This window comes from Streptomyces sp. NPDC030798 (assembly GCF_055572275.1).
The window spans coordinates 1-14,541 of record NZ_JBVIDR010000014.1 but is presented as its reverse complement, the minus strand read 5'-3'; the positions used below and the strand labels follow the sequence as shown (position 1 = coordinate 14,541).

General features: G+C 74.4%; 13 protein-coding genes and 1 pseudogene. 11 read left to right on the top strand and 3 right to left on the bottom strand.

Annotated elements, in window-relative coordinates:
* Positions 1-5: 5 nt before the first annotated feature.
* Positions 6-1,046 (top strand): DUF3048 domain-containing protein, encoded by a 1,041-nt coding sequence (locus tag ACZ404_RS28405; RefSeq protein WP_468444689.1) that lies wholly within the window; start codon positions 6-8, stop codon positions 1,044-1,046.
* 42 nt (positions 1,047-1,088) lie between these two features.
* Here the strand turns inward: ACZ404_RS28405 and ACZ404_RS28400 are convergent, their stop codons facing one another.
* Positions 1,089-1,553, bottom strand: coding sequence for a MarR family winged helix-turn-helix transcriptional regulator (locus ACZ404_RS28400; protein ID WP_468444687.1), 465 nt, complete (start codon positions 1,551-1,553; stop codon positions 1,089-1,091).
* A 180-nt stretch (positions 1,554-1,733) separates the two neighbouring features.
* Between ACZ404_RS28400 and ACZ404_RS28395 the strand changes: the two genes are divergently transcribed.
* From ACZ404_RS28395 to pcaDC, 7 genes and pseudogenes are all read left to right on the top strand, one after another.
* The gene (locus tag ACZ404_RS28395) at positions 1,734-2,489 is read left to right on the top strand and encodes a CoA transferase subunit A (RefSeq protein ID WP_468444685.1); all 756 of its coding nucleotides are present in this window, start codon (positions 1,734-1,736) and stop codon (positions 2,487-2,489) included.
* Positions 2,489-3,133 (top strand): CoA transferase subunit B, encoded by a 645-nt coding sequence (locus tag ACZ404_RS28390; RefSeq protein ID WP_468444683.1) that lies wholly within the window; start codon positions 2,489-2,491, stop codon positions 3,131-3,133. The genes ACZ404_RS28395 and ACZ404_RS28390 overlap by 1 nt, the downstream gene beginning before the upstream one ends.
* Before the next feature lie 98 nt (positions 3,134-3,231).
* Positions 3,232-3,612, top strand: a pseudogene (locus tag ACZ404_RS28385) (3-oxoadipyl-CoA thiolase); the annotation flags it as partial.
* Positions 3,613-3,639: 27 nt separating this feature from the next.
* Complete coding sequence (pcaH, locus tag ACZ404_RS28380; protein ID WP_468444681.1) at positions 3,640-4,413, top strand: protocatechuate 3,4-dioxygenase subunit beta; 774 nt, start codon at positions 3,640-3,642, stop codon at positions 4,411-4,413.
* Positions 4,414-4,421: 8 nt separating this feature from the next.
* Complete coding sequence (pcaG, locus tag ACZ404_RS28375; protein WP_468444679.1) at positions 4,422-5,024, top strand: protocatechuate 3,4-dioxygenase subunit alpha; 603 nt, start codon at positions 4,422-4,424, stop codon at positions 5,022-5,024.
* The gene (gene pcaB, locus ACZ404_RS28370; protein ID WP_468444677.1) at positions 5,021-6,352 is read left to right on the top strand and encodes a 3-carboxy-cis,cis-muconate cycloisomerase; all 1,332 of its coding nucleotides are present in this window, start codon (positions 5,021-5,023) and stop codon (positions 6,350-6,352) included. The genes pcaG and pcaB overlap by 4 nt, the downstream gene beginning before the upstream one ends.
* Complete coding sequence (gene pcaDC, locus ACZ404_RS28365; protein ID WP_468444675.1) at positions 6,349-7,527, top strand: bifunctional 3-oxoadipate enol-lactonase/4-carboxymuconolactone decarboxylase PcaDC; 1,179 nt, start codon at positions 6,349-6,351, stop codon at positions 7,525-7,527. Before pcaB ends, pcaDC begins: the two co-directional genes overlap by 4 nt.
* A 22-nt stretch (positions 7,528-7,549) precedes the next feature.
* On the opposite strand, the gene ACZ404_RS28360 is transcribed toward pcaDC, so the two are convergent.
* Complete coding sequence (locus ACZ404_RS28360) at positions 7,550-10,234, bottom strand: ATP-binding protein (RefSeq protein ID WP_468444673.1); 2,685 nt, start codon at positions 10,232-10,234, stop codon at positions 7,550-7,552.
* 325 nt (positions 10,235-10,559) lie between these two features.
* Here ACZ404_RS28360 and ACZ404_RS28355 point away from each other — a divergent pair, with 325 nt between their 5' ends.
* On the top strand, positions 10,560-11,627 hold the full coding sequence (locus ACZ404_RS28355) for a DUF2510 domain-containing protein (protein ID WP_468444671.1): 1,068 nt from the start codon (positions 10,560-10,562) through the stop codon (positions 11,625-11,627).
* Positions 11,628-11,768: 141 nt separating this feature from the next.
* On the opposite strand, the gene ACZ404_RS28350 is transcribed toward ACZ404_RS28355, so the two are convergent.
* Positions 11,769-12,383: a TetR/AcrR family transcriptional regulator gene (locus tag ACZ404_RS28350; RefSeq protein ID WP_468444669.1), complete on the bottom strand. Its 615-nt coding sequence runs from the start codon at positions 12,381-12,383 to the stop codon at positions 11,769-11,771.
* A gap of 252 nt (positions 12,384-12,635) precedes the next feature.
* Between ACZ404_RS28350 and ACZ404_RS28345 the strand changes: the two genes are divergently transcribed.
* Together ACZ404_RS28345 and ACZ404_RS28340 are read left to right on the top strand one after the other, a co-directional pair.
* Positions 12,636-13,436 carry a phosphatase PAP2 family protein gene (locus ACZ404_RS28345; RefSeq protein ID WP_468444667.1) on the top strand — a complete coding sequence of 267 codons (801 nt, stop codon included), beginning with the start codon at positions 12,636-12,638 and terminating at the stop codon, positions 13,434-13,436.
* Positions 13,433-14,407 (top strand): DMT family protein, encoded by a 975-nt coding sequence (locus ACZ404_RS28340; RefSeq protein WP_468444665.1) that lies wholly within the window; start codon positions 13,433-13,435, stop codon positions 14,405-14,407. The genes ACZ404_RS28345 and ACZ404_RS28340 overlap by 4 nt, the downstream gene beginning before the upstream one ends.
* Positions 14,408-14,541 lie beyond the last annotated feature (134 nt).

Genomic DNA, 14,541 nt, shown 5'->3' with positions numbered 1-14,541 from the left:
AACACATGAGCGCACAATCGGAAGAAACCGGGGGAGACAGGGGGGCGGCGAGGGTGAGGACGAGACGCAGGACGCGGGGCCGGCGCACCGCGCTGACGGCGGCGCTGCTGGCCGCCATGACAGCGGCGGCCCTCACGACGGGCTGCACCCGGCACGGCCCGGCCGGCGACGACGGCCGGAGCCCGAGGACGCGGACCGCGGCGCCGACGCCGAGTACGTCGGCGGCGCCCGCCGGCTCCGTACTGGCCGTGAAGATCGACAACGTGTCCGCCGCCCGCCCGCAGACCGGCCTGGACGCGGCGGACGTGGTCTACGCCGAGCAGGTCGAGGGCGGTCTGAGCCGGCTGATGGCGGTGTACGCCACGAAGCTGCCGAAGGCCGTGGGGCCGGTGCGCAGCGTCCGGGAGTCCGATCTGGAACTGCTGCGCCAGTTCCACGAGCCGACGCTGGCCTTCTCGGGCGCCCAGCACCGGCTGCTGCCACTGATCCACCGGGCACCGCTGCACGCGGAGTCACCCGACGAGGCGGCCGGCGCCTACTACCGCAGCGCGGACCGGGCCGCCCCGCACAACCTGTACGTGCGCCCCGCCCGGCTGCTGCCCTCTCCTGCCGGGCGCACGGCACTGACCACCGGCTTCCGCTACGGCCCGGCGCCCTCGGGCGGCACCCCGCGGTCCTCGCTGACCGTGCGCTACCCGGCGGCGCGCTTCACCTTCACCTGGTCCGCGCGCCAGGGCGGCTGGCTGGTCGCGATGGACGGCAGCCCTACGGTGACGGCCGGCGGCAAGCGGCCGGCACCGGCGACGGTCGTCGTGCAGTACGTGCGGATCCGGGCCTCCGGCTATCACGACTTCCTCGGCAACCGCACCCCGTACACCGAGACGGTCGGCTCCGGAAGGGCGGAGGTGCTGCGGGACGGGCGGTCCTTCGAGGCCACCTGGTCGCGGCCTCGCGGCACGGAGGGTACGACGTTCACCGGACCGGACGGCAGGCCGGTGGGCTTCGCCGACGGCCAGGTGTGGGTGGTGTTCGCCGCCAAGCCGTAGACCGTGGTCCCGGCGCTCGGCGGTGCCGGGCGGCGGGGCGGTTCACCGCCCGGTCACGGCCGGTTCTGCCGGGTTGCGCAGGCCTTCCGCGGCGTCCGCGACCCGGCGGAGCAGGTCGACGAACAGCCCCTGTTCCTCGGCGGAGAGCGGGGCGAGGAAGACCTGGTTCATCCGGGCGGTGCGCACGGTCAGTCTGCGGTGGGTGCGCGTCCCCTCCTCGGTGAGGCGGAGCAGGAAGCGGCGGCCGTCCTGCGGGTCGCGCACCTTGTCCAGCAGTCCGCGGCGGTCGAGCCGGCTGATGACCTCGGCGATGGTCGACCGGTCCAGGCCCACCCGCTCCCCCACGGTCCGCTGGTCCAGGCCCGGCTCGGCGACCAGGGTGTTGAGGACGGCGAACTGGGGAGAGGTGATCTCCTCCGAGACCATGGTGTTCCACAGCAGGTAGTGCGCCTGCTGGAGCCTCCGGGCCAGGTGCCCGGGGTGGGTGGTGAGGTCCACCGCGGCCATGTGCGCTCCCCTGATCGATTCGTTGGTGCACTGAACGATACCGGGCCGACCGCCCCCTGTCTTCACTCACGCCCCGCCATAGCACCAGGTATTGACGTCCTTGGCGCCCAGTGGCAACGTGAGCGGCACCTCGCTGAAACACTCAGTGCCCTGACTAATTGCAGAGATGGGGCTTCACGGATGGACAAGGTGGTCGCCTCGGCCCTCGAAGCGGTGGCCGACGTGCCGGACGGCGCGTCCCTCGCGGTGGGCGGCTTCGGGCTGAGCGGTGTGCCGGACGTACTGATCCAGGCGCTGTACGAGCACGGAACGAGCGGTCTGAGCGTGGTGTCGAACAACTGCGGGGCGATGGAGTCCGGCCTCGCGGTGCTGCTGGCGGCCGGGCGGATCGCCCGCGTGACCGGCTCCTACATCGGGGCGAACAAGGAGTTCGCCCGCCAGTACCTCGGCGGCGAGCTGGAGCTGGAGCTGATCCCGCAGGGCACGCTGGCCGAGCGGCTGCGCGCGGGCGGATCCGGGATCCCCGCCTTCTACACCCCGGCGGGCGTCGGCACACAGGTCGCCGAGGGCGGGCTGCCGTGGCGCTACGACGGCGCCGGCGGGGTCGCGGTGGCCTCGCCGGCGAAGGAGGTGCGGGAGTTCGACGGCGTCGAGTACGTCCTGGAGCGCGGTATCCGCACCGACTTCGCGCTGGTCCGCGCCGCCAAGGGCGACCGGCACGGCAACCTGGTGTTCAGCAAGTCCTCCCGGAACTTCAACCCCCTGGCCGCCATGGCGGGCCGGGTGACCGTCGCCGAGGTCGAGGAGCTGGTGGGGCCCGGGGAGATCGAGCCGGACGCGGTGCATCTGCCCGGCGTCTTCGTGCAGCGCGTGGTGGCGCTGACCCCCGAGCAGGCGGCGGACAAGAAGATCGAGCGGCGGACGGTGAGGTCCTGATGGCCTGGACACGCGAGGAGATGGCCGCCCGCGCGGCCCGCGAGCTGGCGGACGGACAGTACGTCAACCTCGGCATCGGGTTGCCGACGCTGATCCCGAACCATCTGCCGCCGGGCGTCGAGGTGGTCCTGGAGTCGGAGAACGGCATCCTCGGCACCGGCCCGTATCCGGCGGACGACGAGGTCGACCCGGATCTGATCAACGCCGGCAAGGAGACCGTCACGGTCCTGCCGGGTGCCTCCTTCTTCGACTCGGCGCTGAGCTTCGCGATGATCCGGGGCGGTCACATCGACGTGGCGGTGCTGGGGGCGATGCAGGTGTCGGCGGGCGGCGACCTGGCGAACTGGGCGGTGCCGGGCAAGCTGGTGACCGGGATCGGCGGGGCGATGGACCTGGTGCACGGCGCCCGGACGGTCGTGGTCGTCATGACGCACTCCGCGAAGGACGGATCCCCGAAGGTCCTCCAGGAATGCACACTGCCGCTCACGGGCAAGGCGTGTGTGAACAAGGTCATCACCGATCTGGCCGTGCTCGACGTCACCGACGAAGGGTTGAGGCTCGTGGAGACCGCCCCCGGCGTGAGCGTGGACGAGGTCGTCGCCAGGACCGACGCGAAACTCACGGTCGCGGGGGACCTGCTGTGAACCCGGCTTACATCGTCGACGCCGTCCGCACTCCCATCGGCCGCTGCAACGGCGGACTGGCCTCCCTCCGCCCCGACGACCTCGCCGCCCACACCCTCCGCGGCCGCGAACCCCTCGCCCGGGTCTCGGCGACCGGGGTGTCCGCCGTCGACCCGCACTGCTTCGGCCTCGCCCCGGTCGAGGCCGTCGACCGGGCACTCACCAGGGCGGGCAAGGGATTCGACGACCTGTCGGTCCTCGAACTGAACGAGGCGTTCGCCGCGCAGGTCCTCGGCTGTCTGGCCGAGTGGCCGGAGTGCGACCCGGCGGTGCTCACCCCGCAGGGCGGCGCGATCGCGCTCGGCCATCCGCTCGGCGCCTCCGGTGCCCGGCTCGCCGGCACCGTCGCCCACCGGCTCGCCCGCCGCGGCTCCGGCACCGGTGTGGCCACCCTCTGCATCGGCGTGGGCCAGGGTCTCGCCCTCGTCCTCGAACGGTAAGACGGGAAGGAAGCGTCAGGTATCCCCATGGCCCTCACCCAGCAGGACATCGACCAGGAGATCGCGGCCGAGCACGCCGCGTACGAGAAGCGGGTCGCCGACGGCGCGCCCGTCGAGCACCACCCGCGGCGCGACTACGCGCCCTACCGCTCCTCCGTGCTCCGCCACCCCGAGCAGCCGCTGGTCGCCATCGACACCGGCCAGGACCCCGAGATCGTGGAGCTGCACGCCCCCGCCTTCGGGGAACGCGACATCACCGAGATCGACAGCGACCTCACCCGGCACCACCGCGGCGAGCCGGTCGGCGAGCGGATCACCGTCTCGGGCCGGCTGCTGGACCGCTCCGGACGCCCGGTGCGCGGCCAGCTCGTGGAGATCTGGCAGGCCAACTCGGCCGGGCGGTACGCCCATCAGCGCGAGCAGCACGACGCCCCGCTGGACCCGAACTTCACCGGGTTCGGCCGCACCCTCACCGACGCCGAGGGCCGCTACCACTTCACCACCGTCCGGCCGGGGCCGTACCCGTGGCGCAACCACGTGGGCGCCTGGCGTCCGGCGCACATCCACTTCTCCGTCTTCGGCAGGGCGTTCACGCAGCGGCTGGTGACGCAGATGTACTTCCCCGACGACCCGCTGTTCCCGTACGACCCCATCCTGCAGTCGGTGACGGACGACGCGGCCCGGCAGCGCCTGGTCGCCACCTACGACCACGGCCTGTCGGTGCCGGAGTTCTCGCTCGGCTACCACTGGGACATCGTGCTGGACGGCCCGGCCGCCACCTGGATCGAGGAAGGACGCTGACCGCAACGATGACGAAGATCGACACCAGCAGCCCGGGGCACGTGCTGCCCACCCCGTCCCACACGGTCGGCCCCTTCTACGGGTACGCGCTGCCCTTCCGCGGCGGCGAGGAGATCGCACCGCTGGGCCACCCCGACACGATCACCGTGCACGGGTACGTCCGCGACGGCGAGGGCAGTCCGCTCCCGGACGCCCTGATCGAGCTGTGGGGGCCCCGCCCGGACGGCACCGTGCCGCGGGTGGACGGCTCCATCCGGCGGGACCCGGCGACCGGCGGGTATCTGGGCCGCAACGGCGTGGAGTTCACCGGCTGGGGACGCATCCAGACCGATGCCGACGGCCACTGGTACGCGCGGACGCTGCGGCCCGGCGCGCGCGGGCTCAGCGCGCCGTACGTGAGCGTGTGCGTGTTCGCGCGCGGCCTGCTCGTGCACCTGTTCACCCGGATCTATCTGCCGGACGACCGGGCCGCGCTCGCCGCCGACCCGCTGCTCACCCGGGTGGGCGACCGGCGCGACACACTGATCGCCCATGACGAGGGCCGCGGGACCTACCGTTTCGACATCCGCCTTCAGGGCGAGGGCGAGACGGTCTTCCTGGAGTTCCAGTGACACCTGAGGACAGCGACACCGGCCTGCTCGCCCCCGGGTGGGCCGGTACCCGAGCCGCTGCCGCGACGAGCGACTCGGCCTTTCTGCGGGCCCTGCTCGACGCCGAGGCGGCGCTGACCCGCGCCCAGGCGGGGCTGGGCCTCGTTCCGGCGGGGGCCGGCCCGGCGGTGACCGCGGCGGCGGACCCGGCACGGTTCGACGTGCGTTCCCTGGCCGAGCGCGCCCGCGGTGGCGGCAACCCGGTGATCCCACTGGTCGCCGACCTCACGAAGGCGGCGGGCGAGGAGTACGGCTCCTGCGTCCACCGGGGCGCCACCAGCCAGGACATCATGGACACCGCGACGATGCTGGTCGCCGCGCACACCCTGGACCTGGTCCGCGCCGGTCTCGACCGGACCGGGCGGGCCCTGGCCGCGCTCGCCGCCGGGCACCGGGACACGGTGATGCCCGGACGGACGCTGACCCAGCACGCCGTGCCGACGACGTTCGGGCTGAAGGCGGCCGGCTGGCGCTCCCTGGTCCTGGACGCCCGCGACCGCCTCGGCCGGGTACGGGACTGCCTCCCGGCGCAACTCGGGGGCGCCGCCGGGACGCTGGCTGGCTTCCGGGCGTACGGCGCCGAGGACGCGGACGCGCTCACCCGGGCCTACGCCCGCGAAGTCGGTCTCGCCGCACCGGCGTTGCCCTGGCACACGCTGCGCACCCCCATCGCCGACCTGGCCGGCTGCCTGGCCTTCACGGCGGGCGCGCTGGGCAAATTCGCGGTGGACGTGCTGACGCTGTCGCGGACCGAGATCGGCGAGCTGAGCGAGGGCAGCGGCGGCGGCTCGTCCGCCATGCCGCACAAGGCGAACCCCGTGCGGTCCACGCTGCTCGCGGCCGCCGCCCGGCGCGCCCCGCAGCTCGCGGCCGTCCTGTACGGCTCGCTCGCCGCCGAGGACGAGCGGCCGGCCGGTGCCTGGCATGCCGAGTGGGAGCCGCTGCGGGACCTGCTCAGGACGGTGGGCGGGATGGCCGAGCACGCGGCCGAACTGGCCGAGGGGCTGCGCGCGCACCCCGCCGCGATGCGCCGGAACCTCGGCGTCACCCGAGGGCTCGTCGTCTCCGAGCGGCTCTCCGCCGCCCTGACGCCCGTGCTCGGCCGGGCCCGCGCGAAGGAACTGTTGACCGATCTGGCCCGCCGCGCCCACGACGAGGGCCGGTCCCTGCGCGAACTCCTGGGTGAACGGGACGAGTTGCAGGGCCTCGACCTCGACGAACTCACCGACCCCGCCCGCTGCACCGGCTTCGCCGGCTCCCTCACCGACCGTGCCCTGGAGCGATCTTGACCGCGAGACTCCTCAACCACCTGGCCGAAGGCCCGGCTTCCGCTCCCCCGCTGCTGCTGGGTCCCTCGCTCGGCACCTCGTACGCCCTGTGGGACGCGATCGCGCCCGAGCTGTCGATCAGCCACCGGGTGGTCCGCTGGAACCTGCCGGGGCACGGCGGTTCGGCGGCGGACCTGATCGGGCCGGGGGCCACCGTCGGTGACCTCGCCGAACTGGTGCTGCGGCTCGCCGACACCCTCGGCATCGAGCGGTTCGCCTACGCCGGGGTGTCGCTCGGCGGCGCGGTCGGCCTGCACCTGGCCGTGCACCACCCGGAGCGGCTGACCTCGCTGGCCGTCATCTGCTCCTCCGCCCACTTCGGCGGCGGGACGCTGTGGCGGGAGCGTGCCGAGCGGGTGCGCCGGGAGGGCCTGCGGTGGCTGGTGGAGACCGCCGACGCGCGCTGGTTCACGCCCGGGTTCACCGTGCCGCGGCTCGTGCGGGACCACGGGGAGGCCGACGCACAGGCGTACGCCGCGTGCTGCGACGCGCTGGCCGCCTTCGACCTGCGCGACCGGCTCGCCGGCATCGCCGTACCGACGCTGCTGGTGGCGGGCCGGCAGGATGCCGCGACGCCGCCGGCGCATCTGCGGGAGATCGCGGACGCGGTGCCGGCCGCCACGCTGGTGGAGCTGCCCGGTGCCTCGCACCTCGCGCCCGCGCAGTGCCCGCGGGCCGTCCTGACCGCGCTGCGCACCCAGCTCGACGGGCCTTCGGCGAGCGGGATGGCGGTGCGCCGGGAGGTGCTGGGCGACGCTCACGTGGACCGGGCGCAGGCTCGGCAGACCCCGTTCACCGCGCGGTTCCAGGACTTCATCTCCCGCTACGCCTGGGGGGAGATCTGGAGCGACCCGACGCTCTCGCGTCGCGAGCGCAGCATGATCACCCTGACGGCGCTGGTGGCCCACGGCCACCACGACGAGCTGGCGATGCACGTCCGGGCAGCCCGGCGGGGCGGGCTCACTCCGGAGGAGATAGGGGCAGTGCTGCTGCAGACCGCGGTGTACTGCGGGGTGCCGGCGGCCAACTCGGCGTTCGCGACGGCCCAGCGCGTCCTCGCCGACCTCGGGGACACCGCTGACCTCGCGGACATCGCTGACCCCGCTGGGGAGGAGAACCCTCCGGGCCAGGGGTGACCGGCCGGACGGGAGAGTCCCGCTACCCCGGCCCCGATCCCGCCTCCAGTGCCTCCTGCGCCTGTTTCACCAGGCCGTCGGCTCCGCAGGAACGCGCCAGGTCCCGTCCCCGGTCGAGTTCCGCGGCCGAGCGGATCGCGATGCCGTACTCCACCCGGGCCGCCGCGTGCTCGTACTGGCAGGGCGAGGCCTCCAGGTAGGTGACGGCCTGGGCGGCGAGGCGGACCGCGCGCTGGCCGGTCTCCAGGGCGGCGGCGCAGCGCAGGGCCTCGCCGATGGCGGTGTCCGTGCCGAACCGCTCGGCCTGCCGGCGGGCGTCGGTGGCGAGCCGGGCGGCACGGACCGGGTCCTGGCCGGCGAGGGCCTTGGCGAGGTCGATGGACCAGGGGGCGAGGACGGGGTTGTGGCCGCCGCGGGAGGCGGCGGTCTTCTCGGCGGCCTCCAGCTCGTTGATGCCCTCCTCGGTGCGGCCGACGGCCAGCAGCAGACGGCCGCGCACGGAGCGGATGTCGGGCAGCACGATGGTGGACGGGTAGGGCGGGGCGAAGCCGTACTGCTCGGCGACCGACCAGGCCTCGCCGACCCGGCCGCGGGCCAGCAGCGTGTCGACGAGTCCGCAGGTCGCCGACCAGTGCAGGGGCAGGCCGCGGCCGACCCGCTCGGCCAGCTCCAGGGCCTCGCGCAGGGCGTCCTCGGCGTCCCTCAGCCGGCCCTGCCGGCGGTAGGCGAGGCCGAGGAAGGCGTTGGCCAGCGAGAGGTGGCCGCCGCGCCAGCCGGCGCCGGTGTAGGCGCGCAGGGCCTCGGCGAAGAGACTCTCGGCGCGGTCGAGCCGGTCGGCGTAGGTGTAGGCGCTGCCGAGCATCATCAGCAGCTCGATGCCCCACTCGCCGTCGGTCCAGCCGAGGCCGGGCGCGAGGCGGCCGTTGACGAGGGCGCGGTCGCACAGGTGGACGATCTCCTCCGCGTTCTCGCCGTGGGTCATCGCGTCGAAGCCGCGCAGGATCAGCAGGGCGCGCTCGGAGTTGTCCCGGCCGGTGCAGGTGGCGGCCAGGTCGGCCAGGCGCCGGGAACGCTCCTGGGAGACGGTCTCGCCGTGGATGCCCTCCCACATGAACTGCACGGCCTGCAGCCGCATCCGGACGGGGCCGCCCTCGTGCCGGGCGGCCTCGGCCTCGACCGTGCGGACGGCCTCCTCGAGCTGGTCGTTGTGGAGCAGTGCCTGGGAGAGGCGGATCACGGCGTCGACCCGCTGCTCGCCCTCGAGGCCGGGCATGGCGAGGGCGCTGCGCAGATGCTCGATGGTGGTGGCGGGCGCGGTGAGCAGGGTGGCGCGGCCCAGTTCGTAGAGCACGTGCGCGTGGACCTCGGGGCGGGGCGGTTCGGCGAGGGCCCGCTCCAGGCAGCGGCGGGCGGCGTCGGGCGCGCCGACGGCCAGGTGCTCGCGGGCCGCCACGCGCAGCTGCTCGACGAGTTCCTCGTCGTCGTCCGGGTGCACCTTCAGCAGGTGCCGCGAGGCCTCGGCGGCGCCGTGTCCGCTCTCGGTGAGGATCTGGGCGGCGACGCCGTGCATGGCGGTGCAGACGCCGGAGGGGATGGAGTGGTAGACGGCGGAGGCGATCAGCGGGTGGACGAACTCCAGCTCGCCGTCCCCGGCCTCGGCCCCGGCCGCCGGATCGGGCGCGGTGAGGATTCGGGCGGTGCGCAGCAGTTCGGCGCAGCCCTGGGCGACGTCGGGGTGCATGCCGGCGAGGCGGGCGACCAGGTCGACGGAGATGCCGGTGCCGAGGATGGCGGCCGCCCAGGCGAACCGCGTGGCGTCGATGCCGAGTGTCTTGAGCCGGTCGACGAGGCCGCCGCCGCGCGCGGAGCGGTTCAGGTCGCGCAGTTCGGGGGCCTGGGGCTCGGTCGGCTGGAGTTCGGCGTCCTGGACCTTGGCGAGGAGTTCGACGGTGTCGTAGGGGTTGCCGCCGGTGACGGCCCAGACCTCGCGGCAGAACGGGTCGTCGGCGTGCCGGCCGACGGTGGCCCGGGTGAGGCCGGCGGTGGCCTCCGGGGTGAGGGCGCTGAGGCTGGTGACGAAGCGGCCCGCGGCGGCGGCCACCGCGTCGAGGTGGCGGGCGCTGTCGCCCTTCACCTCGCCGGGGCGGCGGGCGACCACGACCAGCACGGACACGTCGTCCAGGCGTTCGGCGAAGGCGGCGAGCCAGCCGAGGGTCTCCTGGTCGGCCCAGTGGGCGTCGTCGACGATCAGGACGAGCGGCCATTCGCGGCGGACGAGCCGGCGTACGGCCGCGACGAGTCCGTCGCACACGTACTGCGGGTCGGCGCTGGCGTCCTGGGGGTCGGCTATGCCCAGGGCGGGGCCGGCGATGTCGTACCAGTCGCCGAGGTACTCGCGGGCCTCGTCCGGCAGTAAGGAGACCAGCGCGGGCTGCAGCAACTGCCGTACGACGTTGAACGGCACGGACCTCAGGGTCTCGGCGCCGCGGGCGGACCACACGGTGCAGCCGCGGCGCTCGGCGACGCGGCGGATCTCGGCGAGCAGCGCGGTCTTGCCCAGTCCGGCCTCGCCGCGGACGAGCAGCAGGCGGCCCGGGGAGGACCGGTCGGCGCACAGGACGTCCAGCGCGCCCGCGACGGTGGCGATCTCCGCGTCCCGCTCCCACAGGGCAGCCGAGCCGCCGGCCGACGGCCGTCCCTCCGTCATCCCGTTCCCTCCCCAGGCCGCCCGAATGACGTACAGACCACGAGCGTAGCCGTCCGAGGGGAGGCATGGTGGCAGCTCGGGGCAGGTGTTGCCCCGCCGGGTGACAGCGGGTGCGGCCGGGCGACGCGCACCCCGCCCGACCAGCCGGTCCGAACCCGACGGGCCGTCAACTTCCCTTGCCCGTCGGGGAGGCGTCAGGCGTTCGTCGGGGATCCGTACGGGATCGGGGGCCGGGAGCAGAAATCCGGGGCGTTTTGTTCCACTTTGCACGCTTCGCGGCGGATCTTCTCATCCGGCTTTCACCGATGCCTCATACGGTAAGAGCATGACGCAGGTGACTCCTCCCGGGTGGTACCCCGACCCCGGGCAGACGAACGACGGCCCGCCCACCGAGCGCTGGTGGGACGGCAAGGCCTGGACGGACCAGACCCGCCCCGCCGGGACGGCCGCCCCCTGGGGTCCCACGACGCAGCCGCCGGCCGCTGGCCCCCGACCGGCTCCGCCGGCGTACGGTGCGCCGCCGTACGGCGCGCAGCCGGGTGGGTACGGCGCCCCGCCGGCCGGCGCCCCGGTGTACGGGGCGTACCCGGGCCACCCGGCGTACCCGGGCCACCCGGCGTACCCGGCCCAGCCGCCGGCCGCGCCCCGGCGCGGACTGCGCGCGGCGATAGCCGTCGCGGCGGCGGCCGCGGTCCTGGCGTGCATCGGGGTCGGCGTGTATGTGCTGTCCGACGACGGCGGCGGCAGCGGCAGCGACCATGCCGGCCGGCAGCAGGGCCAGGGCGGCCGGAACGGCGGTCCCGGCGGCTCCGGCGGGCCGGACGGCTCGCCCTCGCCCGGCCGGTCGGAGCTGCCCAAGGTCCCGGGCGGCGGCACCGTGCCGGACCTGAGGAACGGCATCAGCCTGCCCGTGCCGAAGAACTGGACCGGGGAGGTGCTCAGCATCGGTGCGCAGGTGACGTCCGACAAGGCGTACAAGTGCCCCGGCAACGGCTCCCAGACCTGCACGGCGGGCGGCGCCTACACGGCGTCCGCCGGCACGCTCGGCACCAGGGGCAGCACGGCCGAGCAGGTCGCCAAGGCGGACATCGCGGCCAACGCCGAGCACGCCTACGGCGGCAGCACCTACGGCAGCATCACCTCGCACCGGGAGCTGGCCTCCAAGGCGGTGACGGTGGCCGGGCAGAAGGGCTACCTGGTGCGCTGGAAGGCGGTCACCAGCAAGGGCGCGGACGGCTATGTGGAGTCCGTCGCCTTCCCCTCGCCCAACGACGCCCAGCAGATCGTCGTGGTGCGCTTCGGCGTGGACGCCGGCCAGGACCTGTCGGTCATCGACGAGATCCTGAAGGGCATCAAGGTCGCGTCGGGCGGCGGCAACGGCCAGGACGTCTGAGCGCCGGCAAGCCGGCCGGGTGGGGTGCCCCTCCGCTCAAGAGGAACCCCACCCGGCCGGGGGGTGCGCGCCGCCCCCGTCCCCACGGTGCGGCGCGGACAGGTCACCGTTCAGTCATCCCGTGAACGGTGGCCTGAGTCATTACGTCAGTCCGAGCGCGGGCAGCACGGTGGCCTCCACGAACCGGACGAGATAGTCGGAGTCGGCGTACTGGCCGCTGAGCACCGGCCGCACGCGCAGGACGCCGAACATCATGGCCGGGATGTACTCCAGCGCCGGATGGTCCGCCGGCACCTCGCCCCGCGCCACGCCCCGCTGCAGCATCTCCTGCAGCGCGGCTATCTCCGGCAGGACCAGTGCCTCGCGCAGCGCCTGGGCCAGTTCCTGGTCGGCCGTGACGGCGTGCCCGAGGGCCTGCATGAGCCGGGCGTCCTTGTGGGACCAGTCGCCCGCGGCTCGCGCCGCCTGGCGCAGGTCCTCCGGGAGCGAGCCGGTGTCGATGCCGGCGAAGCGCACCTTGCGGTTGGCGCGCAGCGCGGCCGCGACGAACTGCGGCTTGGTCTTCCACTGCCGGTAGAGCGTGGACTTGCTGCACCGGGTGCTGGCGGCGACACCCTCCATGGTCACGGAGTCGTAGCCGCACTCGCGGATCTGTTCCAGCACGGCGTCGAAGAACTCCCGCTCACGCTCCGGCGTGATCTTGGAGCGGCGCGAGGCGGCGACCGTCTCCGGTCCGTCCGCTGCCTGCGACGTCATGTGCTGCATCTCCTCACTCGCTCAAGTACGGCTCGACCCGGGTAAGGCCTGCTGAAGCCTCACCTCGGGTGCGGGACCTCGCCCCGGGGGCGCCGACCCTGTCCCCAGTGTGTCGCACATCAATCGATACGCAAGTGTACCGGTACTCGAGCGTATCGGTACACTGACGTATCGGTACCATGCCGTTTCGGTACGGTCACGTACCGATGCCCAGCACCAGCCACGCACCACCGTCAGCGAAGGGGCCGGGGGATGACTGCCCTGATCGAGCCTGCAGAGCCGGAGCCGGACGCGCCCAGTACGGCGCGCCCGCCACTGCTGCGTGAGTTCCTGCTCGTCGCGGGGCTCTTCCTCGTCTACAAGCTCGGACGGCAGCTGGCCACCGGACACACCGGGAACGCCTTCCACAACGCCCACCGCGTGTGGGACTGGGAGCGCGCTCTGGACCTCCCCCACGAGACCGCCGTGCAGTCCGCACTGCTGCACGGCACCGTCCTGGTGCACCTGGCGAACACCTACTACGCGACCGTCCACTTCCCGGCCACGCTGGCCTTCCTGGTCTGGCTGTACCTGCGGCGGCCGGCGCACTATCTGTGGGCCCGCCGGGTCCTGGCCGTGGTGACGGCGGTCGCCCTGGTGCTGCCGTTCACCTTCCCGCTGGCCCCGCCGCGGATGCTGACCGGCACCGGCCTGGTGGACACGGCCCGGGTCTACGGCCCCTCCGTCTACGGGCCGCCGGCCGGCGACCATCTGTCCAACCAGTTCGCGGCGATGCCCTCGCTGCACTTCGGCTGGGCCCTGATGGTCGCGATCGGCCTGATCGCGGCCACCCGGTCGGCCTGGCGGTGGCTGTGGCTGCTGCATCCGCTGATCACCCTGCTGGTGATCGTGGGCACGGCGAACCACTTCTGGTTCGACGCGATCGCGGCGACCGCGCTGCTGGGCGCCGCCCTCGCGGTCGTCCCCGCGCCGCACCGGATCCCGTCCCAGGCCGGGCGCGGCGCCGGGCGGCCGGCCGCGCAGGACACCGTCCTGGTCGGAGCGGGCCGATGAGCGCCGCCGTCCTGCTCGCCGTCGGCCTGTCCCTGGTCTCGGCCGTCGCCTACGCCTCGGCGGCCGTCGCCCAGGAGCGCCTCGCCTCCCGCAGCTCCGGCACGGGCCTGCTGCGGCTGCTCCGCACCGGGGCCTGGTGGTCGGCGGTCGGGCTGAACGCGGCCGCCGCGCTGCTGCATGTCGTGGCCCTCGAGTACGGCCCGCTGACCGTCGTCCAGCCCCTGGGCGCGCTCACCCTGGTCGCGGCCGTACCGCTCGGAGCGCGGGCCGCCGGGCGACGGGTGAGCCCGACGGAGTGGCGCGGTACGGCGCTGACGCTGCTCGGACTCGCCGCGCTGCTGGTCACCGCGGCGGGGCCGGCGCCGGAGCGGGTGCTGAGCCTGACCGAGGCGCTGGCGGTGGCGGGGACGACCGTCGCCCTGATCGGCATGCTGTCCCGGCCCGGTGCCCGGCCGGGCCTGCGGCACGCGACCGCCTCCGGCGTCGCCTCGGGCGTCGCCTCCGCGCTCACCCAGACGGTGACGGTGGCGGCCACGGGCCGCGCGGGCGCGGGTCCGGGCGTGGAGGTCGTCCTCGTCGCCGTCCTGGTCGCCGCGTTCGCCACCGGCGGACTGCTGCTGTCCCAGACGGCCTACCGCGGGGGCCTGGGCGCCCCACTGGCCGTGGTCACCCTGTCGAACCCGCTGGCCGCCGCCGTCATCGGCCTGGCCCTGCTCGGCCAGGGCCTGCGCGGCGGCGCCGACGGCGTGCTGCTGGCGCTGGCCGGGGCGGGTGTCGCGGCCCGGGGCGTGGTCCTGCTGACCCGGCTCTCCTCCTCGCCGGAGCCGGCGCACGCGCCGCCGCATCCGCCGGTGCCCGACGAGGAGCACCCGGTGGCCGCGGTACTGGCCCTGGAGCCGGGCACGGCCACGGCGGAACCGGCGCTGGTGCCCCGGCAGCCGGAGCAGCCCGGACACCTCACGGCGCTCTGACCGGACGCGTCTTCTTCCGGACGTGCAGCGGCGGGGGGGGGGGGGGGGGGGGGGGGGGGGGAAGGGGGAGGGGGGGGGGGGGGGGGCGGGGGGGGGGGGGGGGGGGGCACGACCAAGAAACCCACCTTCTGGGG